The sequence below is a fragment of the Geodermatophilus sp. SYSU D00742 genome (genome assembly GCF_054049935.1).
This window is the reverse complement of sequence record NZ_JBJGYJ010000015.1, coordinates 37,127-57,414: the sequence shown is the minus strand read 5'-3', so window position 1 is coordinate 57,414 and position 20,288 is coordinate 37,127. Positions and strand designations below refer to the sequence as shown.

The following is a 20,288-nucleotide window of genomic DNA, read 5'->3' as shown; positions in this document are numbered from 1 at the left end:
AGGCGCGCGGGGTTCGACCTGCCACGGGCCGGGGAACGGACCTATCCTGCGATCTTGACCGCCTGGCCTTCCCCGCCCGCGGTCGTGGGACGGGACCTCCTGAGGAGTGCGGCATGCGGTCGATCTGGCGCGGCGCGGTGTCCTTCGGGCTGGTCAGCATCGGGGTGAAGCTCTACACCGCGACCGAGGACCACGACATCCGGTTCAACCAGGTGCACGCCACCGACGGCGGCCGGATCAAGTACAAGCGGGTCTGCTCGATCGACGGCGAGGAGGTCGAGTACTCCGAGATCGCCAAGGGCTACGAGCTGCCCGACGGCCAGCTGGTGATCCTCAGCGACGAGGACTTCGAGGACCTCCCGCTGGCCACGCGCCGGGAGATCGAGGTGCTCGAGTTCGTCGACCAGGACGAGATCGACCCCATCCACTTCGAGAAGACGTACTACCTGGAGCCCGACGCCTCGGCGACCCGCCCCTACGTGCTGCTGCGCGACGCCCTGGAGAACGCCGGTCAGGTCGCCATCACCAAGATCGCGATCCGCTCGCGCGAGTCGCTCGCGGCCCTGCGGGTCCGGGACGGCGTGATGGTGCTGCACACGATGCGCTGGCCCGACGAGATCCGGCGTCCGGACTTCGCCTTCCTCGACGAGGACATCGCCGTCCGGCCGCAGGAGCTGCAGATGGCCGAGGCGCTGATCACCTCCATGACCGGGGAGTTCGACCCCACCGCCTTCACCGACGACTACCGCGAGGCCATGACCGCCCTGCTGGAGGCCAAGCAGAGCGGGGGTGAGGTGCAGCCGCTGCCGGAGACCGCCGACTCCGGTGCCGCCGTCGTCGACCTGATGAGCGCCCTGCGCCGCAGCGTCGAGCAGGCCCGGGGCGGCGCCCCGGCCGAGGACGAGGCGCCCGCCCGCCGGGCGCCGGCGAAGAAGGCCGCCGCCGCCAAGCGCGCCCCCGCCCGCGGGGACGAGGAGGTCGAGGAGCGGCCGGCGCGGAAGGCGACGGCCGCGCGGAAGACGACCGCGCGGAAGGCGGCGGAGAAGACCGCCGAGAAGCCGGCGAAGAAGGCGACCGCCGCCGCGAAGACGACGGCGGCCACGCGGAGCGCGGCCGCGAAGAAGGCCACGGCGGACCAGCCGGCCAAGCGCGCCCGCCGCACCGCCTGAGGTGCCCGCACCGCCTGAGGTGCCCGCGCCGGTCGCGGTGCCCACGCCGATGCTGGCCACCGCCGCGTCGCTGCCGCCGTCCGACCAGGACGCCGAGTGGGGCTATGAGTTCAAGTGGGACGGGGTCCGGGCGGTCGCGGTCGTGCGCGACGGCGCCCTCGCGCTGTGGGCGCGCAGCGGCACGGAGATCACGGTGCGCTACCCGGAGCTGGCCCGGCTGCCCGCGCAGCTGGCCGGTCACGACGCCGTCCTCGACGGCGAGGTCGTCGCGCTCGACGCGCGGGGCCGCCCGGACTTCGGTGCGCTGCAGGGCCGGATGCACCGCACCGGCCCCGAGGTGGCACGGATGGCCGCCGCCGCGCCGGTCACCTACCTCGTGTTCGACCTGCTCGCCCTCGACGGCGAGGACCTCTCCGACCTGCCCTACGAGGCCCGGCGCCGGCGGCTCGACGCCCTCGCCGTCGGCGGGCAGCGCTGGACGGGCACGCCCTGGTTCCGCGGCGGCGGGGCGGCGGTGCTCGCGGCCAGCCGGCAGAACGGCCTGGAGGGGGTGGTGGCCAAGCGGCTGGACTCCCCGTACCGGCCCGGCCTCCGGGGCCCGGACTGGCGCAAGGTGAAGAACGTCCGCACCCAGTCGGTCGTCGTGGGGGGCTGGCGACCGGGGCAGGGCCGGCGCGCCGGGGGAGTCGGGTCGCTGCTGGTGGGCGTGCACGACGACGCCGGGAGCTTCGTCTACGTCGGGCACGTCGGCACCGGGTTCACCGCCCAGGCGCTGCGCGACCTGGAGGCGCTGTTCACCCCGCGCCGCACGAGTCCGTTCAGCGGTGCCCTGCCGCGGGAGGTGACCCGCGACGCGCACTGGGTCGAGCCGGACCTCGTCGGCGAGGTGGCCTTCGCGGTGTGGACGGCGGACGGGCGGCTGCGGCACCCGTCGTGGCGCGGCCTGCGCGACGACATCGCGGCCGAGGACGTCGTGGAGGAGTGGTGAGGCGTCGCCGGTCGCCGTCCGGGGCACGGAGGGGGGTGTGAGCCGGCAACTCGTGCGGGTGGACGGACGGCAGCTGACCGTCTCCAACCTGGAGAAGGTGCTCTTCCCGGAGGTCTCCTTCACCAAGGCCCAGGTGATCGACTACTACGTGCGGATCGCGCCGGTGCTCCTGCCGCACCTGTCGGGCCGGCCGGTCACCTTCACCCGCTGGCCCGACGGGGTGGAGGGGCAGGCGTTCTTCGAGAAGAACAGCGCCCGGCACGCCCCTGACTGGGTGCGGCGGGTGACGGTGCCCAGCCCCGGCAGCTCCCGCGGGCGGGAGACCCTGGACATGGTCATCCTCGAGACGGTCGCGGACCTGGCGTGGGCGGCCAACCTGGCCGCGCTCGAGCTGCACGTCCCGCAGTGGCAGGTCGGCAGCAGGCTGCAGCCGGCACTGCCCGACCTGCTGGTGCTCGACCTCGACCCGGGCCCGGACACCGGCATCCTGGAGTGCTGCGAGGTCGCCGAGCGGCTGCGCGAGCGCCTGGTCCACGACGGCCTGGACCCGGTGGTCAAGACGTCGGGGTCCAAGGGCATGCAGGTGTACGCGCCGATCCGGGTGACCGATCGCGAGCACCCCAGCCGCTACGCCAGGCAGCTGGCCCAGGAGCTGGCGGCGGAGACCCCGGACGAGGTGGTCTGGCGGATGGAGAAGGTGCTGCGCCCCGGGAAGGTGCTCATCGACTGGAGCCAGAACAACCCGGCCAAGACCACCGTCGCGCCGTACTCCCTGCGCGCCCGCCCCGACGCCACGGTGTCGGCGCCGATCGGCTGGGACGAGGTCGAGGCGGTGGTGGACGGCGCCGACCCCGGGTCGCTGCGCTTCCGCACCGAGGAGGTGCTGGCCCGGGTCGAGGAGTACGGCGACCTGTTCGACATCGCCGGGGCGCGGCGCGCCGTCCTGCCGCCGGCCTGACGGGCACCCCTCGCGGGCTCGCCGGCGGTGCCGTGGCGGGAGCCGTCGCCGGGCCTGGCATCCTCCCTTCCCGTGTCAGTTGCCGAGCTGCCGAACACCGGATCCCGCGACGACCGGCTGGCCGACGTCGGCCGCCTGGTGGTGCGCTGCCCCGACCGGCCCGGGATCGTCGCCGTCCTCAGCGGCCTGCTGGCCGACGTGGGGGCGAACATCATCGACTCGCAGCAGCACTCCTCCGACCCGAGCGGCGGCACCTTCACGCTGCGCCTGGAGTTCTTCCTCGCCGACCTGGCCGCCCGCCGGGCCGAGGTGGAGCAGCGGCTGGCCGCCCTCACCGACGAGTGGCAGTTCACCTGGCGGCTGACCGAGGCGGCGCACCGGCCGACCCTGGCGGTGTTCGTGAGCAAGACCGACCACGTGCTCCAGGAGCTGATCTACCGGGTGCGCGCCGGCGACCTGCTGGCCGAGATCGCCGTCGTCGTCTCCAACCACCCCGACCTGGAGCCGGTCGCCCGGGCCGCGGGGATCCCGTTCCACCACGTGCCGGTCACCCCGGAGACCAAGGCGGAGGCCGAGGCGCGCGCCCTGGAGCTGGTCGGCGACGTGGACCTGGTGGTGCTGGCCCGCTACATGCAGATCGTGTCGGCCGACTTCTGCAGCCGCTTCCCGGAGCGGCTGATCAACATCCACCACAGCTTCCTGCCGGCCTTCGTCGGGGCGAACCCCTACCAGGCGGCGCACGACCGCGGCGTGAAGCTGATCGGGGCGACCGCGCACTACGTGACGCCGGAACTCGACGCCGGCCCGATCATCGAGCAGGAGGTCGCCCGGGTCGACCACCGCGCATCGGTGGAGGACATGCGGCGGATCGGCCGCTACGTCGAGCGGCAGGTGCTCGCCCAGGCGGTGACCTGGCACGTGGAGGACCGCGTGATCGTGGACGGCGAGAAGACGATCGTCTTCGCCTGACCGGTCCCCGCCCCCGGCCGGGGACGGGGCCTCGTCCTGACCCCGGTCGAGGAGGGGCGGTCGAGTGGACCCCGGTGGAGCGGACGTGGGGAGACCCTGCACCGGGGCCGACCGAGTGGGGTCGGTCGCGTGAACGGGCCCCGGTCAGTCGCCGCGGCGGCGCTCCTGCTCGGCCAGGAACCGCTCGAGCTCCGCGCCGATCTCCTCGCCGCTGGGCACCTCGCCGATCTCGCTGAGCAGCTCGCTGCCCTCCCGGGCACTGGTGAACTGGTCGTACTGCTGCTCCAGCGCCGCGACCACGGCGGTGTTCTCGCTGTTGCGGCCGATCTGCTCGTCGACCTCGGTGCGGTGCGCCTCGGCGGCCTCACGGAGCGCCTCGGTCGGCAGGTGCAGACCGGTCAGCCGGGACAGGTGCTCGAGCAGGGTGAGCGAGGCGGCGGGGAACGTCGCCTGCGCCAGGTAGTGCGGCACGTGGGCGGCCACGCCGAACGCGTCGACGCCGGCCTCTCCGAGCCGCAGTTCCAGGAGCGCCGCGACGCTGCCGGGGATGCGCATCTCGCCCCAGTACACGGGGTAGTCGGCGATGAGCTGACGGCGGGTCGCGTGCGCGGTCACCGTCACCGGCCGGGTGTGCGGCACCGGCATGGGGATGGCCTGCAGCGCCACGACCGACGTCACGCCCAGCCGCTCGACCAGCCCGGCCACCGCGGCGACGAACCGCTCCCAGGCGAAGTCCGGCTCGGCGCCGTGCAGCAGCAGGAACGGCTCGCCGGCGTCGTCCTCCACGGCGTGGAGCAGCAGCTCGGGAGCGGTGAAGGACTCGTACCGGTCGCCGTGGAACGTCATCCGCGGCCGGTGGGCGCGGTAGTCGACCAGGCTGTCGACGTCGAACCGCGCGATCACCTCGTGCGGCAGGGTGGCCAGCAGGTGCGAACCGGCCAGCGCGCCGGCGTGTGCGGCGTCGAACTCACCGGCGAGGTCGTGGACCAGCACGAGGCCGCGGCGCTCCTCGCCCCCGGTCACCCGTGCCTCGCGGGTCAGGAAGGGCTCCGCCTCGGCGAGGAGCTCGACGAGGTCCTCGGGTCGCTGCGCCACGGTGGCTGCCTCCTCAGGGTCCGGCTGTTACGGCACGTGCAGCCCGCGGCGGGGCGCGGGCATTCCCGGACTCACCCGCGGGGCAGGTCGGGCTCGCCGTCCGCCGGAGCCGGCTCCCGGGTCAGCGCCGCCCCCTGCTCGTCGCCGGTCACGCGGGGCCGGGTGCCGTCGTCGGCGACCTCGGGGGAGCGGCCGTCCAGCTCGTCGCGCACGTACCGGTAGACGACGGCGATCAGGGCCGCGACCGGGACGCCGAGGAAGGCGCCGGTGATGCCGGCCAGGCTGCCACCCGCGGTCACCGCCAGGATCACCACGGCGGCGTGCAGGTTGAACCCGCGGCCCTGGATGATCGGCTGGAGCACGTTGCCCTCGATCTGCTGCACGAGCACCACGATGGCCAGCACGATCAGCGCCGTCGTCCAGCCGTTGCTGACCAGCGCGATGAGGACGGCGAAGGCGCCGGCGACGAACGCACCGATGATCGGGATGAAGGCGCCGAAGAAGGTCAGCACCGCCAGCGGCAGGACCAGGGGGACGTCGAGGATCCACAGCCCGATGCCGATGAAGAGGGCGTCGACGAAGCCGACCAGGGCCTGCTGGCGGATGAACTCCGACAGCGTGGACCAGGTCTTGTACGACAGGGCGGCCACGTGCGGTGCGGCGCGGGGGCCGGTCTGGGCGGCCAGCCACGGCACCCAGCGGGGGCCGTCCTTGACGAAGAAGAACGCCAGCAGCAGCGCGAGCACCAGGTTGATCAGCCCGTTGCCGATCGCCGAGGCGCCGGTGAGCGCGTAGCTGGCGATGTCCTGGGCGTTGCTCTGGAGGGAGTTGATCGCCTGGTCGACGGCCTGGCCGATCTGGTCCTCGCCGAGGTTGAACGGCGGCCCGGTCAGCCACTCCTGGAGCTCCTGCAGCCCGCCGCTGGCCTGGTCGGCGAGCTCGCCCACCTGGTCGGCCACCGACGGGGCGATCGCGGCGATGATCCCGCCGAACAGGGCCAGGGCGGCGACGGTGACCACCGAGGCGGCCAGCGCCGGCGGCCAGCCGTGCTTGCGCAGGAAGCGGGTGGGCGGCCACAGGACCGTGGCGAAGAGCAGCCCGAGCACGATCGGCAGCAGGATCACCCACAGCCGGCCCAGCACGTACCCGACGACGACGAGGGCCGCGACGATGAGCAGCAGCTGGGCGGAGAAGACCGCCAGCGCGCGCAGGGCACGTTGCAGCCGGGGACCGCGGCCGGTCACCGGCGCCGGGGCGCTGGTGACCGCCCCCGGCGTGCCGTCCCGGTCGGAGCGGCCGGCCGGGACGGGGCCGGAACGCGCAGCCGGGGTGGACGACGACGCGGGGCTCTCCGCCTCGGGGTGTGCGGCGGAGCGGCCGAACGGGCGGAGCCTCATACGTCGATCACAACACAGATGGGTGCCACCAGCCGGGCGGGAACGATCTTCGTCACCGCGTCGTAGCGTCGGCACATGCCGAAGACCGCGACAGCCGACCGCGTCGACCGGGCCGCGCTCGAGGAGTTCCTGCGTCCCCGCCACAAGGCGGTGCTGGTGACCCGCCGCGGCAGCGGGGGAGTCCAGCTCTCGCCGGTGACCTGCGGCCTGGACGGCGAGGGGCGCATCGTCGTCTCCACCTATCCGCAGCGGGCGAAGGTGACCAACGCCCGCCGCGACCCCGCCGTGTCCCTGTGCGTGCTCTCCGACGACTTCGACGGCCCCTGGGTGCAGGTGGACGGGCGGGCCGAGGTGCTGGACCTGCCCGAGGCGCTGGAGCCGCTGGTCGACTACTTCCGGTCCATCAGTGGCGAGCACCCCGACTGGGACGAGTACCGCGCGGCCATGACCCGGCAGGGCAAGTCGCTGCTGCGGATCACCATCGAGCGGTGGGGGCCGGTCGCGACCGGCGGCTTCCCCCCGGACGTCGCCGCGCGGATGTAGGACCTGGCCCGGCTCCGGGAAAGGTGTCAGGCTTGCCCGGTGCCGTTCGTGGTGACCGCCGCGTGGACCGGCGACGGCGGGCCCGAGCAGGTCGAGGTGGCCCTCCGTCGCCTCGGCGGGATCCCCGTGGTGCGGCGGTTCGCCCGGACGGGGGACGGCGAACTGCAGGGCGTGCTGGCCGATCCGGCCGCCGTCGTCGACGTCGTCCTGGCGCTGGTCCGCACGCCCGGCTGGAGCGTGGGGGTGGGCGCCGGGCCGGTGCCCGACGGCCTGCGTCCCGGCAGTCCGGCCCTCCTCTCGGCCCGCCGCGCAGCGGACGCCGCCCGTCAGCGCGGCACCCGGCTGGCCGTCCGCGGCGCGGTGCCGCCCGAGGCGGCCGACGCGCAGGCCGTGCTGACCGCCCTGGCCGTCGTCGTCCAGCGGCGCAGCCCCCAGGCCTGGGCGGCGGTCGAGCTCGTCGCCGGCGGCCGCACCCAGGCGGGGGCGGCCGCGGTGCTCGGCATCTCCCGGCAGGCCGTCGGCCAGCGGCTCGCGGCGGGGCTGTGGGAGCTGGAGCGGGAGCTGCGGCCCACCGCCGCCCGGTTGCTCGCCCGCGCCGAGGGCTGACCGTGCGGCCGGCCGGCACCGCGGCCCGTCGTCGCGCGCGGTGATCACCGCGCGGCCAGAATGGGGCGCCACCGCCCACAGTCCCTGGGAGAGCCCGTGCCCGAGCCGTCCGCGTCAGGCGGGATCCGCAACGTCGACCTCCTCGGCGTCTACACCAACGACCACCTGGCCGCGGCCACCGGTGGGATCGAGCTGGTCGGCCGGATGCTCGGCCGGCACCGCGGGGGGCCCTACCAGCCGCGCCTGGAGGAGCTGCTCGGTGAGCTGCGCGAGGAGCGGGCGGCGCTGGAGACGACCATGCAGTCGATCGGTGTCCCCGTCCGCCAGTACAAGCAGGCTGCCTCGTGGGTCGCGGAGAAGCTGTCCCGGGTCAAGCTCAACGGGCACCTGCTCTCCCGCTCGCCCCTCTCCGACCTCGTCGAGTTCGAGTTCATCGCCACCGCCGTCCTGGCCAAGCGGGCCGGTTTCGAGACGCTGCGCGCGCTGGCGGAGACCGACCCCCGCATCGACGGCGGGCTGTTCCACCGGTTGATCGCCCAGGCCGACAAGCAGCACCACTGGCTCGCCGACGTCCGCCGCGAGGTCGCCGCGCGCGTGTTCGGCGGCTCCCCGGCCGCGGCCGACGACGCCGCCGACACCTGAGCCGGGGCCGGCGGGCGGGGCGGGGGGCGGCCCGGTAGAACAGCGCTCATGTGCCACGACACCGACAGCCGCCCGCCCGCGCCGCCCCGCAGCGGCGACGTCGCAGAGCGCGGCACCCTGACCCTGACCGCGGCCGACGGTACCGAGTTCGCCGCCGCCTACGCCGTGCCCGCCGGTGCGGCCCGGGTCGGCGTGGTCGTCCTGCCCGACATCCGGGGGCTGCACCCCTACTACGTCGCGCTGGCGGAGCGGTTCGCGGAGGCCGGTCTGCCCGCCGTCGCCGTCGACTACTTCGGGCGGACGGCGGACCTGCCGCCCACCGGCACGCGCGAGCAGGACTTCGACTGGCAGACGCACATCCCGCAGACGACGCCGGCAGGGGTGGACGCCGACGTCGCCGCGGCCATCGCACACCTGCGGGAGCGGACCCGGCCGGACCTGCCGGTGGTGACCGTCGGCTTCTGCTTCGGCGGCAGCCACTCGTGGCGGCTGGCCGGCGGCGACCTGGACCTCGCCGCCTGCATCGGCTTCTACGGGAGACCGTCGATGGTGGGCGACGCCCCGGCCACGCGGCCCACCCTGATGGTCATCGCCGGCGCCGACGCCGCCACGCCGGTGGAGGAGCAGCTGGAGCTGGCCGGGAAGCTGGGCGCCGGCGGCGCGGAGGTGGAGACCGCCGTCTACGACGGCGCCCCGCACTCGTTCTTCGACCGGGCCCACGGCGACTGGGCCGATGCCTGCACCGACGTCTGGCAGCGGGTGCTGGCGTTGACCGACCGGGTCGCCGCCGACTGACGACAGCGGCGGCAGCACCGCAGCGAGCGGACCGGCGGGCGGGGCCGGGCCGGTGGGTACCGCCCGGGGCGCGGGTGTCCCGTGGGGTCCGCGACCGGGTGGGGCACCTCCTAGGCTCGGTCCCGTGACCGGACAGCACAGCGGCGGCATCGACCCCGGGGTCATCGAGCCGGCCGCGCGGGTCTTCGACGTCGCCCGCTTCGGCGCGACCGAGGAACTCGTCGCCCCCTCGGTGCCGGGGTACCGGCCGACCTCACCGACGACGGCGGCCCGACCGCCCGGGAGACCGCGGCCTCCTCCGACCTGCCGGTGATGACCGCGCTGCTGGACGGTGCGGGTTCCTGAGCCGGCGGGCCCGGCATGCCACGCTGGTGCCCGGGTACTGCGGCGCCGCACGGGGGAGAGCGGAGTGCACATGGGCATGAGCGACGTCGTGACGGCCGGCGGCCTGCGGGGCGCCGTCCGCCTCACGGGCTGAACCGGCGGGGACGATGGTCGCTGCGCAGCGGCTCCCGGGCACCGGGGCCGACACCCCTCCCGTGCGGGGCTCCTCCGAGCTGACCGGCGCCGTCGAGGCCGCCACCGCCGAGGAGACCTCGGTGGCCGAGGCCGTGGTCGACGAGGCGGCGTCGGTCGGGGCGGGGTCCGCGGGGGCCGCGTCGGCCGGCGCAGCGTCCGGCACCCCCGGAGAGGTCGGCCCGTCGACCGCGGGGTTGCCGCGCTGGCTGGTGCTGCTGGTCGGCGGTGCGGCGGCCACGATCGCGATCGCCGGCGTCCGGTCGATCGCGTGGCTGGTCGGCCCGGTCCTGCTCGCCCTGGTCGTCGTCATCGCCCTCATGCCGGTGCAGCGCTTCCTGCAGCGGCACGGCTGGCCGCGCTGGGTCAGCGCCACCGTCCTGCTGGTGCTGGTGTGGAGCATCCTGCTGGCGTTCGTGGCGCTGCTGGTGGTCTCGATAGCGCAGTTCGCCAACCTGCTGCCCGACTACGCCGGCTCCGCCGAGCGGCTGCTCGCCTCGGTGGTCGACGACCTCAACGACCGCGGCATCGTCTCCGGGCAGCTGTCCGACCTCGTCGCCCAGTTCGACTACAGCCAGCTGGTCGGCGTGGCCACCGGCCTGCTCGCCCGGCTCAGCGACGCGGCGACGACGCTGGTCCTGCTGCTGTCGGCGATCGTGTTCCTGTCCATCGAGTCCGGTGGGTTCGGCCGGCGGCTGGCGCTCGTCGCCGCCGACCGGCCGCACCTGCCGATCGCCCTGGGCCTGTTCGCCCGCGGCACCCGCAGCTACCTGCTGGTGAGCACGGTCTTCGGGGCGATCGTCGCGGTCTGCGACACCGTCGCCCTCGCCATCATCGGCATCCCGCTGCCGGTGGTGTGGGGCCTGCTGTCGTTCATCACCAACTACGTGCCCAACATCGGTTTCGTCCTCGGGCTGGTGCCCCCGGCGATCCTGGGTCTGCTGGGCGGCGGCTGGACGGAGTTCTGGGCCGTGGTCGCCGTCTACGCGGCGCTGAACTTCGTCGTCCAGACACTGATCCAGCCCCGCTTCGTCGGCGACTCGGTGGGCCTGTCGATGACGGTCACCTTCGTCGCGCTGCTGTTCTGGGGCTGGGTGCTCGGCGCGCTCGGTGCCCTGCTGGCGATCCCGCTGACCCTGCTGGTCAAGGCGATGCTCGTCGACGTCGACCCGCGTGGCCACTGGCTCGACGCCCTGCTGCGCGAGGAGCCGCGTGCCCCGCGCACCAGCCGGGCCCGCCAGCGCGCCAACGCCCGCCGGGCGGCGATCGCCTCGGTCCGGGCGCTCCACCCGCACCTGCCCGGCCGACGGCACTCCGAGGACTGAACGCGCAGGTCAGGCGGAATGTCAGACCCCTGGAGGACGTTGTCATCACGTCGGGCACCCCGCCCGGCCTGACGTCTTCGGAGGACGACGATGAAGGGCGATCGCGTAGAGGTCGTGATCGACGCCGGCGGTGCGACCCGCACGTACGACATCGAGGCCACCCGTGCCGGACGGCGGGTGGAGGTGACCCACGGCCGTGGCGTCGTGGAGGTCACGGAGAGCACCCGCGGTGGCACCCCGGTCCGCACCGCGCGCTTCATGGCCGGGCGGGTGCTGGCGCTCGTGGAGCACCCGGCTCCGCGGCGGGCGCCGGACGACGCCGAGGTCACCCCGCTGCGGAAGTCGGCCTGAGGCCGGGACACCCCGCGGGTCGCCCGGCCGCTCCCGGGATGGTCTAGCCGGTGGGTGGAGCGTGAGGGCGGTGCCCGGGCAGGAGCTCGTCGTCATGGCCGGGCTGCAGGGCAGCGGGAAGTCGACGTGGGTGCGCGAGCACCTGGCCGGCACCCACCGGGTGGTGAGCAAGGACCACTGGCCCAACGCCCGCCGTCGCGAGGCGCGCCAGCGTCGGGTGGTCGCCGAGCTGCTGGGGCAGGGCGCCAGCGTCGTGGTCGACAACACCAACCCGACGCCGGAGGAGCGTGCCCCCCTCGTCGCGGCGGCCCGGGCCGCCGGTGTCGGCGTCCGCGCGGTGTGGCTGGAGACGCCGGTCGAGGTCTGCGTGTCGCGCAACGAGGCGCGGACCGGGCGGGCCCGCGTGCCCCTGGCCGGGCTCTACGGCACCGCCGCCCGGTTCGTGCCGCCTGCGCCGGAGGAGGGCTTCGACCGGGTGGACGTCATCGGCGCGGGGCACACCGACGCGCCGGGGGCTACCGGTCGGTAGGACCCGCGTCTGCCCGCCGTACCGTGTCGGGAGCGCACCGGACGGGGCAGACACGAAAGGGATCTTCCGAATGAGCGAGGCAAGCAGCACCGGGGCCCGCGTGGCCATCGTGACCGGGGCCGCTCGCGGCATCGGCGCGGCCACCGCGCTGCGGCTGGCGCAGGACGGGTTCGCCGTGGGCGTGCTCGACCTGGACGAGACCGCCGGCAAGGAGACCGTGGCGGCGATCGAGGCCGCCGGAGGCCGCGCGCTGGCCGTGGGCGCCGACGTCAGCGACGCCGAGCAGGTCGAGGCCGCGGTCGCCCGGGTGGCCGCCGAGCTCGGCGCGCCGACCGTCCTGGTCAACAACGCCGGGGTGACCCGCGACAACCTGCTGTTCAAGATGACCGAGGCCGACTGGGACACGGTCATGAACGTCCACCTGCGGGGTGCGTTCCTCATGACCCGTGCGGTGCAGAAGCACATGATCGAGGCCGGGTGGGGCCGCGTGGTCAACCTGTCGAGCACCTCGGCGCTGGGCAACCGCGGCCAGGTCAACTACTCCGCGGCGAAGGCCGGCCTGCAGGGCTTCACCAAGACCCTCGCCATCGAGCTGGGCAAGTTCGGTGTCACCGCCAACGCGATCGCGCCGGGCTTCATCCAGACGGAGATGACGAAGGCGACGGCCGAGCGGATCGGCGTCCCGTTCGGGGACTTCATCGCGGGCGCGGCCAAGGAGATCCCGGTGCAGCGCGTCGGGCAGCCGGAGGACATCGCCCACCTGGTGTCCTTCTTCGTCAGCGAGGGCGCCGGCTTCGTCTCCGGCCAGGTCGTCTACGCCGCGGGCGGCCCGAAGGCCTGAGAAGGGACCACCCTCCCCCCACGCCTCACACGTCCGGCGCGGGTCCCGGGAGGGTGGCCGCTCCGGCACGTCACCAGGGCCCGGCCGGGAGCGTTCCGGCCGGGCCCCGCGCCGATCCGGGCATGGCGACGGACACATCGGCGGACGTGCCCGCCGGGCATGGCGGAGCGCCGGGAGCCGTTGTACGGAGCGTGGTGAAGGACCCTTCCGCCCCCCGCTCCTCCCCGGCGCACGGCCGGCCCCTGCGCCTGGCACTGCTCGGTGACTCCCTCGCGTTCGGTTCCGGTGCCGCCCGGGTGGCGGACACCCTCGGGCCACGGCTGACCACGGTGCTGCGCGACGCCGGCTTCGACGTCGACCTCACCGTGCTCGCCGTCCCGGGGGCGGTCTCGGGGGACCTCGCCGCGCAGGCCCGCCGGGCCCAGCCGCTGGCGGTGGACCTCGCCGTGGTGGTGGTCGGCGCCAACGACCTGGCCCGCATGGTGCCCCCCGCGCAGGCGGCCGCGGCGCTGGCGGCGGCCCTGGGCACACTCCGCGCGGCCGGGACCGACGTGGTCGTCGTCCCGGCGCCGGACATGTCGATGGTGCCGTTCGTGCCGCCGGCGTTCCGCTCGCTGGTGCAGGCCGCGTCCGCACAGCTGCAGCGCCAGCAGGCCGCCGTCGCCCGGGCTGCGGGCGCCTCCGTCGCCGGCGTCTCCGACGCCGTGGCGGCGGCCTTCTCCGCCGACCCGGGGATGTTCTCCGCCGACCGCTTCCACCCCTCGTCGGCCGGCTACGCGGTCATCGCCGACGCGCTGGCCCCGCACGTCGTGGCCGCGGCCGTCGCCCGCCGGGACGACGCCGCCGCCTGACGACGCTCCCGTCGAGCGGCTGTGCCGGGGTACCCCTAGCCCGGCACCGGTGCGCCGCGCGGCACGCGGGGCTCGGCGAACCGGGTGAGGACCGGCCCGAGCACGGCGAGCACCAGCACGTAGCCGGTCGCCACCGGCCCCAGGTCGGTCATCCCCGCGGCGACCGCCAGGCCGGCGATGACGATCGAGAACTCACCACGGGCGACCAGCGCCGTCCCCGCGCGCAGCCGCCCGGGGACGGCGACGCCGTCCCGACCGGCGGCGAACCAGCCGGTGGCCACCTTGGTGCCGGTGGTGACCACCGCCAGCACGAGGACGGCGGGCAGCACCGGGAGCACCGCGCCCGGGTCGGTGGACAGGCCGAAGGCGACGAAGAAGGTCGCCGCGAACAGGTCCCGCAGCGGACCGAGGACAGCCCGGGCCCGCTCCGCGAAGGACGCCGGGAGCGCCAGCCCGACGAGGAAGGCGCCGACCGCCGCCGACGCGCCCATCGACTGCGCGAGCCCCGCCACGAGCAGGGTCAGCCCCACCAGTCGGAGCAGCATCTGCTCGTCGTCGGGCGAGGCCAGCAACCGGCCCAGCCGGTGGCCGTGCCGCCGGGCGGCGAGCAGCACGAGGACGACGGCGCCCACGGCCAGGCCCACGCCGGCGACCGCCGAGGCGGGGCCACCACCGGCCAGGGCGACGACCAGCAGGGGCAGGAACAGCGCCATCGCGAGGTCCTCGAGCACGAGCACCGACAGCACGGCGGGGGTCTCCCGGTTGGCCAGCCGGCCCAGGTCGCCCAGCAGGCGGGCGACGATCCCCGACGAGGAGATCCAGGTGACCCCGGCCAGGGCCAGGGCGCCCTGCCACGGCAGGCCGAGCACCAGCCCGGCGACGAAGCCGGGCGGGGCGTTGAGCAGCAGGTCGACCAGGCCGGAGGGCCCGTGCCGGCGCAGGGAGTGGAACAGCTCGTCGGCGGAGAACTCCAGGCCGAGGGCCAGCAGCAGCAGGACGACGCCGATCTCGGCCGCGGCCTCGATGAACGGCTGCGCGGTGGACAGCGGCACGACGCCGCCGTCCCCGAGCGCGAGGGCCGCCACCAGGACGAAGGGCACCGGCGACAGCCCGACCCGGCGGGCCAGCAGGCCGAGCAGCGACAGGCCGAGGAACAGCAGGCCGAGCTCGACCAGCAGCGCGGCGACGTGGTCCACCCCGGCCGCGCCTCAGGCCGCTCCGGCCAGGCGCCGGTCCAGCTGCTCCAGGCCGGCGTCCGAGCCGATGGCGACCAGCACGTCACCGGCCCGCAGGACGTCGGCCGGGCCGGGGGAGGGGACGACGTCGGTGCCCCGGACGATCGCCACGACCGAGCAGCCGGTGAGCGTGCGGGCGCGGGTGTCCCCGAGCGGGCGGTCGACGAACGGCGAGCCGGGGCGGATCGGGAAACGGCCGGACTCCAGCCCGGGCACCTCGCGGGAGAGGTCGGCGAAGCGCTGGGTCAGCCGTGGCGCGCCGAGCACCTCGGCGACCGCGTCGGCCTCCTCGGCGTCCAGCCGGATGACGCTGCGGGCGCGGTCGGGGTCGCGCCGGTCGTACACGGCGACCTCGGCGCCGCCCTCGCGCCGCACGACGACCGCGAGGAGGTCACCGGCGCGGGTCTGCAGCTGGTACCGGACGCCGACGCCCGGCAGCAGGGTCTCCTCGAGGTCCACCGGCGCATCGTGGCAGACCGCGGCGCCGGTCACCGGGCGGCGGCGAGGAGCTGCGCCAGGTGCAGGGCGCGGCGGCCGGCCAGGTCGTCGAGCTGGGTGCGGCAGGAGAACCCGTCGGCCAGCACGACGGCGTCGGGTCCGGCGTCGCGGACGGCGGGCAGCAGCTGCTGTTCGGCGATGGTCACCGACACCTCGTGGTGGCCGCGCTCCACGCCCCAGTTCCCGGCCAGCCCGCAGCAGCCACCCACCCGTCGCACCGTCGCGCCGGCGTCGCGCAGCAGCCGCTCGTCGGTCGCCCAGCCGAGCACCGCGTGGTGGTGGCAGTGCGGCTGGGCGACGACCTCGACGCCGGCCAGGGACGGCGGCGTCCACCCGGGGGTGTCGCGCAGCAGCTCGGCGAGGGTGCGGGTGGCGGCTGCCACGCGGGCCGCCGCGTCGCCGGGGACGAGGTCCTGCGCCTCGCCGCGCAGCACCGCGGTGCACGAGGGCTCCACGCCGACCACGGGCACGCCCTCGTCGGCCAGCGGCGCCAGCAGCGCCACGGTGCGGGTCAGGGTGCGGCGGGCGGCGTCCAGCTGTCCGGTGGTGATCCAGGTCAGCCCGCAGCAGGTCTCGGCCGGGGGGACCTGCACGCGGTAACCCGCCGCCTCCAGGACCTGCGCCGTCGCCTCGGCGACCTCCGGGGCGAAGTGGTCGGTGAACGAGTCCACCCACAGCGCCACCGGGCGGCCGTCCCCGGCGGGAGCCGGGCGCTGCGCCCAGGACTGCCGGAACGTGCGCGGCGCGAAGACCGGGAGCGAGCGGCGCTGGTCGACGCCGGCGCCCCACCTGGCCAGCCGGCCGCCGACCCGGGAGGTCATGACGGCGTTGACCAGCCGCGGCGCCCGGGCGGCGACGTCGGACCACCGTGGCAGCCACCCGAGCGTGTAGTGCGACCGCGGGCGCAGCCGCCGCCGGTAGCTCTGGTGCAGCACCTCGGCCTTGTACGAGGCCATGTCCACGCCGGTGGGGCAGTCCCGCGAGCAGCCCTTGCACGACAGGCACAGGTCGAGGGCGTCGTGCACCTCGGGGGAGCGCCAGTCGCGCACCGGGCCACCGGGGGCGAGCATCTCCTGCAGCACGCGGGCCCGGCCGCGGGTGGTGTCCTTCTCCTCCCGCGTCGCCGGCCACGACGGGCACATCACCCCGCCGGTGGCCTGCAGGTCGGCCCGGCACTTGCCGACGCCGGTGCACCGGTGGACGGCGGCGGAGAAGTCACCCCCGTCGTGCCGGTAGGCCAGCGCCAGGGGCGGCCGGCCGGTCGTCGGCCGGCGGGGCGCGGCGGCCACCCGGATGTCGTCCTCGACGCGGGCCGGGCGGACCAGCACGCCGGGGTTGAGCACGTCGCCGGGGTCGAACAGGGCCTTGACCCGCTCGAAGAGGCCCAGCACGTGCGGCGAGTACATCGTCGACAGCAGCTCGCTGCGGGCGCGGCCGTCGCCGTGCTCGCCGGACACCGAGCCGCCGAAGCGGGCCACCAGCGCGGCGGCGTCGGTGACGAACGCCCGGTAGGCCTCCCGGCCGCGGTCGGGTCCGCGTCCCAGCGGGAAGTCGATGCGCACGTGCACGCAGCCGTCGCCGAAGTGGCCGTACGGGACCCCCTGCAGGCCGTGCGCACCCAGCAGCTCCTCGAACCCGCGCAGGTACTCGCCGAGCCGCTCCACCGGCACCGCGGCGTCCTCCCAGCCCGCGTGCGCCGGCCGGCCGTCGGAGGTCCGGGCGGCCAGGCCGGCGCCGTCCTCCCGGATCCGCCAGATGGCCGCGGCCTCGGCCGGGTCGGTGACCACCAGCGAGTCCAGCGCGCCGGCGTCGGCGAGGACGCCGTCGGCCTTGGCCACCACCTCGGAGACGGTCTCCCCGGTCAGCTCCACGATCAGCCAGCCCTCGCCACGGGGCAGCTCGGGCACCACGGCGGCGGGGACGTCGCGCAGCCGCTGCACGATCCGCTGGTCCAGCCCCTCGCAGGCGGTGGGCTCGTGCCGCAGCAGCCCCGGGGTGGCGTCGGCGGCGTCGGCCATCGAGGGGTACCCGAGGACGACCAGCCCGCGGTGGGGGGCGTCGGTGACCAGTCGCACGGTCGCGCCGAGCACCAGCGCCAGCGTGCCCTCGCTGCCGACGAGGGCCTTGGCGACGTCGGACCCGCGCTCGGGCAGCAGGTGTTCCAGCGAGTAGCCCGACACCTGGCGGCCGAAGCGACCCAGCTCGGTGCGGATCGCCGCGAGCTCGCCGTCGACCAGCGCCCGCAGCTCCCCGAGCACCCCACCCGCACGGGCAGAGCCGGCCGTCCCCGCCCCCACGGACAGCCGTTCCCCGGCACCGGTGACCACGTCGAGGCCGACGACGTTGTCCGAGGTCCGGCCGTAGCCCAGCGCCCGGGACCCGCAGGCGTTGTTGCCGATCATCCCGCCGATCGTGCAGCGGTTGTGCGTGCTCGGGTCGGGGCCGAACCGCAGCCCGTGCGGCGCGGCGGCCCGCTGCAACGCGGCCTGGACCACACCGGGGTCCACGGTCGCCGTCCGGGCCTCGGGGTCGATGCCCCGGACCCGCGCGAGGTACCGGCTGGTGTCGACGACAACGCCGGGCCCCACCGCGTTGCCGGCGATCGAGGTGCCGGCCCCGCGCGCGGTCAACGGGACGCCGGTCTCACGGCAGACCGACAGCACCGCCTCGATCTCGTCCGGGTGCCGCGGCCGGACGACCACGCGGGGCAGCACCCGGTACAGCGAGCCGTCGGAGGAGTACAGCGCGCGGGCCAGGCCGGAGGCGTCGACGTCTCCGACGCCGGCCCGGCGCAGCGCGGACAGCAGGTCGACGTCGGGTGCAGCGGCCGCGGTCACCCTGCCAGTCTCGGCCCGAGGGGACGGGCGCGGCGACCCGGGGTCAGCGCGCCAGGCCCGCGGGGTCCTCGGGGAGGTGGGTGCGCGCCCACAGCGCCGCCGAGGTCCGGTCCCGGACGCCGATCCGCTGGAAGACGCTGGTCAGGTGCGCCTTCACGGTCCCCTCGCGGATCCCGAGGGCCCGGGCGATCTGCTTGTTGGCCAGGCCGCGGCCGACCAGGGCGAGCACCTCCTGCTCCCGCTCGGTGAGCTCCGCCGCCCGGGTGGGGGAGCGGCGGGCGTGCAGCACGGTGCGGGCGACCCGCGGGTCCAGCGGCGAGTGCCCCTGGGCGGTGGAGCGGATGGCGGCGAGCAGGTCGGCGGGCTCGGTGTCCTTGAGGACGTACCCGCCGGCGCCGGCGTCGAGCGCCTCGATCACCCGCTGCTGGTCGGAGAAGGAGGTCAGCACGAGCACCTCCACGTCGGGGTGCTCCTCGACGATCCGGCGGGTGGCCAGGACGCCGTCCATCACCGGCATGGACAGGTCCATCAGCACCACCCGCGGCCGCAGCCGGCCGACCTCCGCCACGGCCTCGGCGCCGTCGGCGGCGGTGCCCACCACCCGCATGTCCCCGGCCGCGGCGATCAGCCCGCACAGGCCCGAGCGCATGAGCGCGTGGTCGTCGACCACCAGGACGTCGATCACGGCTGGGGCACCTCCAGACGCAGGCCCGTGCCCGCCCCCGGCGCGGTGCGCAGCGACAGGCTGGCGCCCTCGGCGGCGGCCAGGTCGGCGAGCAGTCGCAGCCCCAGCCGGCCACCTCGACCGTCGGGGTCGGGCGCCGCCTGGAAGCCGACGCCGTCGTCGGTCACCTCGCACAGCAGCCGGCCGGGGCGCTGCTCGACGGTCACGTCGACGTGCCGGGCACGGGAATGCTTGGCGACGTTGCGCAGCCCCTCCTGGACGGTGCGCAGGACCAGGGCGGCCGCGGCCGGGGGCGGGTCCAGGTCGTCGGCGACGTGCACCCGGACGTCGACACCCCGCGGGCGCAGCCGGTCGGCGAGGTCGGCCAGGGCCATGGGCAGGCCGGAGCGCGCCAGGTCGGGCGGGTGGATCTCGACCAGCAGGGAGCGCAGCGAGCCGACCGACTCCCGCAGCGCCCCGGCGGCCTGGCCGAGGACCTCGGCGACCGGTTGGGAGCGGGCGCAGGCGGCGGGGGCGCGCAGCTCGTCGGCCGCGCGGGCGACGAGCAGGGCGGAGGCGGAGACGTCCTGCACGATCCCGTCGTGCAGGCTGCCGGCGATCCGCCGCCGCTCCTCGGTGGAGGCGTCCAGCGCGCGGGCCTGCAGCAGCTCCCGCTCCCGCTGGGTGGCCCGCAGCTGGGTGACCATCCGGTGCGCCAGGGGCAGTTGGACCGCGAGCAGGGTGAGCACGACGGCCACCGAGATGGGCGCGAACTCCCACCAGATCTCGAACTGCCGCGAGGTGGCCTCCTCGTACACGGAGTAGGTCTCCAGCAGCAGCGGCTGCCCGGCGGGGCCGTCGATCTGCCGGTAGACCTCCAGCAGCTGGCCGAACGAGCGCTCGAAGCGGTTCTCGGGGCGGCTGAGGTCGCTGACCTCGGCGCGGGTGACGCCGTCGCGCAGCGCCTGCTGGTCGTCGTCGTCGAGCGGGTGCGTCCTGCCGATGAGGCGGGGCTCGTCGGAGTAGACGATCCGCCCGTCGGCGGTCCAGATCTTCACCCGCACGACCCCGACCGCGGCGAGCCGCTCGTGCGTGTGGGCGTCGAACTCCTGCAGGGTCGACGGGTCCCCGGCGAGCAGGCCCGCCTGGATGTGGGGTTCGACGAGCACGGCGGCCAGCAGGTCGGTCGTGCGGCGGGCATCGGCCAGCGCCTCGTCCTCCGCCGCCTCGACGCCGGCCCAGACCCCGCCGCCGAGCAGCAGCACCACCGCCGCCAGGTTGGCCACCACGAAGCGGCCGACCACGCGGCGCACCGACGAGGTCCGGGGCGGGCGCGCGCTGGGGGTGCCGTGCACCAGCGGCACCCACTCGGCCGGCGGTGGGGGCGCGGCGACGCTCGCCGCCGTCCCGGTGGCCATGACGTCCCCCTCCCGCATCGACGCTGCACCCTGCGCGGCCCGGCGCGACGCGGGAGCGTCG

Annotated in this window: 21 protein-coding genes; 14 read left to right on the top strand and 7 right to left on the bottom strand. The window is 75.6% G+C overall.

Annotation, left to right across the window (positions count from 1 at the left end):
* Positions 1–113 precede the first annotated feature (113 nt).
* The 4 genes from ku (at position 114) to purU (ending at position 4,084) form a co-directional block, all read left to right on the top strand.
* Entirely contained in the window at positions 114–1,169 is a 1,056-nt protein-coding gene (ku, locus tag ACI78V_RS12455; RefSeq protein ID WP_456851218.1) for a non-homologous end joining protein Ku, read from the top strand.
* Position 1,170: 1 nt separating this feature from the next.
* On the top strand, positions 1,171–2,157 hold the full coding sequence (gene ligD, locus ACI78V_RS12450; protein WP_456851217.1) for a non-homologous end-joining DNA ligase: 987 nt from the start codon (positions 1,171–1,173) through the stop codon (positions 2,155–2,157).
* A gap of 37 nt (positions 2,158–2,194) precedes the next feature.
* Positions 2,195–3,115: a non-homologous end-joining DNA ligase gene (gene ligD, locus ACI78V_RS12445; protein WP_456851216.1), complete on the top strand. Its 921-nt coding sequence runs from the start codon at positions 2,195–2,197 to the stop codon at positions 3,113–3,115.
* 72 nt (positions 3,116–3,187) lie between these two features.
* Entirely contained in the window at positions 3,188–4,084 is an 897-nt protein-coding gene (gene purU / locus ACI78V_RS12440; RefSeq protein ID WP_456851215.1) for a formyltetrahydrofolate deformylase, read from the top strand.
* 144 nt (positions 4,085–4,228) lie between these two features.
* Here purU and ACI78V_RS12435 read toward each other — a convergent pair whose 3' ends face one another.
* Both ACI78V_RS12435 and ACI78V_RS12430 read right to left on the bottom strand, forming a co-directional pair.
* On the bottom strand, positions 4,229–5,179 hold the full coding sequence (locus tag ACI78V_RS12435; RefSeq protein WP_456851214.1) for a proteasome assembly chaperone family protein: 951 nt from the start codon (positions 5,177–5,179) through the stop codon (positions 4,229–4,231).
* Positions 5,180–5,250: 71 nt separating this feature from the next.
* Complete coding sequence (locus tag ACI78V_RS12430; protein ID WP_456851213.1) at positions 5,251–6,576, bottom strand: AI-2E family transporter; 1,326 nt, start codon at positions 6,574–6,576, stop codon at positions 5,251–5,253.
* 75 nt (positions 6,577–6,651) lie between these two features.
* Here ACI78V_RS12430 and ACI78V_RS12425 point away from each other — a divergent pair, with 75 nt between their 5' ends.
* The 10 genes from ACI78V_RS12425 (at position 6,652) to ACI78V_RS12380 (ending at position 13,575) form a co-directional block, all read left to right on the top strand.
* Entirely contained in the window at positions 6,652–7,119 is a 468-nt protein-coding gene (locus tag ACI78V_RS12425) for a PPOX class F420-dependent oxidoreductase (RefSeq protein ID WP_456851212.1), read from the top strand.
* Positions 7,120–7,158: 39 nt separating this feature from the next.
* Positions 7,159–7,725 carry a hypothetical protein gene (locus tag ACI78V_RS12420; RefSeq protein WP_456851211.1) on the top strand — a complete coding sequence of 189 codons (567 nt, stop codon included), beginning with the start codon at positions 7,159–7,161 and terminating at the stop codon, positions 7,723–7,725.
* Between the two features lie 96 nt (positions 7,726–7,821).
* Entirely contained in the window at positions 7,822–8,367 is a 546-nt protein-coding gene (locus tag ACI78V_RS12415) for a hypothetical protein (protein WP_456851210.1), read from the top strand.
* 48 nt (positions 8,368–8,415) lie between these two features.
* A complete protein-coding gene (locus ACI78V_RS12410) occupies positions 8,416–9,162 on the top strand; it encodes a dienelactone hydrolase family protein (protein WP_456851209.1) in 747 nt (248 codons plus the stop codon).
* Between the two features lie 124 nt (positions 9,163–9,286).
* Positions 9,287–9,475: a hypothetical protein gene (locus tag ACI78V_RS12405; protein WP_456851208.1), complete on the top strand. Its 189-nt coding sequence runs from the start codon at positions 9,287–9,289 to the stop codon at positions 9,473–9,475.
* A 226-nt stretch (positions 9,476–9,701) separates the two neighbouring features.
* Positions 9,702–11,003, top strand: coding sequence for an AI-2E family transporter (locus ACI78V_RS12400; RefSeq protein WP_456851207.1), 1,302 nt, complete (start codon positions 9,702–9,704; stop codon positions 11,001–11,003).
* Between the two features lie 90 nt (positions 11,004–11,093).
* Positions 11,094–11,354 carry a hypothetical protein gene (locus ACI78V_RS12395; RefSeq protein WP_456851206.1) on the top strand — a complete coding sequence of 87 codons (261 nt, stop codon included), beginning with the start codon at positions 11,094–11,096 and terminating at the stop codon, positions 11,352–11,354.
* A 70-nt stretch (positions 11,355–11,424) separates the two neighbouring features.
* Complete coding sequence (locus ACI78V_RS12390; RefSeq protein ID WP_456851205.1) at positions 11,425–11,883, top strand: AAA family ATPase; 459 nt, start codon at positions 11,425–11,427, stop codon at positions 11,881–11,883.
* 70 nt (positions 11,884–11,953) lie between these two features.
* The gene (gene fabG / locus ACI78V_RS12385) at positions 11,954–12,724 is read left to right on the top strand and encodes a 3-oxoacyl-ACP reductase FabG (protein WP_456851204.1); all 771 of its coding nucleotides are present in this window, start codon (positions 11,954–11,956) and stop codon (positions 12,722–12,724) included.
* A gap of 194 nt (positions 12,725–12,918) precedes the next feature.
* On the top strand, positions 12,919–13,575 hold the full coding sequence (locus tag ACI78V_RS12380; protein ID WP_456851203.1) for a GDSL-type esterase/lipase family protein: 657 nt from the start codon (positions 12,919–12,921) through the stop codon (positions 13,573–13,575).
* Between the two features lie 35 nt (positions 13,576–13,610).
* On the opposite strand, the gene ACI78V_RS12375 is transcribed toward ACI78V_RS12380, so the two are convergent.
* The 5 genes from ACI78V_RS12375 to ACI78V_RS12355 are packed head-to-tail and all read right to left on the bottom strand — an operon-like array spanning position 13,611 to position 20,227.
* On the bottom strand, positions 13,611–14,771 hold the full coding sequence (locus tag ACI78V_RS12375) for a cation:proton antiporter (protein WP_456851202.1): 1,161 nt from the start codon (positions 14,769–14,771) through the stop codon (positions 13,611–13,613).
* 12 nt (positions 14,772–14,783) lie between these two features.
* Positions 14,784–15,269, bottom strand: coding sequence for a cation:proton antiporter regulatory subunit (locus ACI78V_RS12370; RefSeq protein WP_456851201.1), 486 nt, complete (start codon positions 15,267–15,269; stop codon positions 14,784–14,786).
* 29 nt (positions 15,270–15,298) lie between these two features.
* The gene (locus ACI78V_RS12365; RefSeq protein ID WP_456851200.1) at positions 15,299–18,145 is read right to left on the bottom strand and encodes an FAD-binding and (Fe-S)-binding domain-containing protein; all 2,847 of its coding nucleotides are present in this window, start codon (positions 18,143–18,145) and stop codon (positions 15,299–15,301) included.
* Positions 18,146–18,188: 43 nt separating this feature from the next.
* On the bottom strand, positions 18,189–18,830 hold the full coding sequence (locus ACI78V_RS12360; protein ID WP_456851199.1) for a response regulator: 642 nt from the start codon (positions 18,828–18,830) through the stop codon (positions 18,189–18,191).
* Positions 18,827–20,227: a sensor histidine kinase gene (locus ACI78V_RS12355; RefSeq protein ID WP_456851198.1), complete on the bottom strand. Its 1,401-nt coding sequence runs from the start codon at positions 20,225–20,227 to the stop codon at positions 18,827–18,829. Before ACI78V_RS12355 ends, ACI78V_RS12360 begins: the two co-directional genes overlap by 4 nt.
* Positions 20,228–20,288: the final 61 nt, after the last annotated feature.

Excerpts from the sequence above, each read along its gene's own strand:
- fabG (WP_456851204.1), top strand. The coding sequence starts at position 11,954 with ATGAGCGAGGCAAGCAGCACCGGGGCCCGCGTGGCCATCGTGACCGGG.
- ACI78V_RS12425 (WP_456851212.1), top strand. The coding sequence starts at position 6,652 with ATGCCGAAGACCGCGACAGCCGACCGCGTCGACCGGGCCGCGCTCGAG.
- ACI78V_RS12410 (WP_456851209.1), top strand. The coding sequence starts at position 8,416 with ATGTGCCACGACACCGACAGCCGCCCGCCCGCGCCGCCCCGCAGCGGC.
- ACI78V_RS12395 (WP_456851206.1), top strand. The coding sequence starts at position 11,094 with ATGAAGGGCGATCGCGTAGAGGTCGTGATCGACGCCGGCGGTGCGACC.
- ACI78V_RS12355 (WP_456851198.1), bottom strand. The coding sequence starts at position 20,227 with ATGGCCACCGGGACGGCGGCGAGCGTCGCCGCGCCCCCACCGCCGGCC.
- ku (WP_456851218.1), top strand. The coding sequence starts at position 114 with ATGCGGTCGATCTGGCGCGGCGCGGTGTCCTTCGGGCTGGTCAGCATC.
- ACI78V_RS12430 (WP_456851213.1), bottom strand. The coding sequence starts at position 6,576 with ATGAGGCTCCGCCCGTTCGGCCGCTCCGCCGCACACCCCGAGGCGGAG.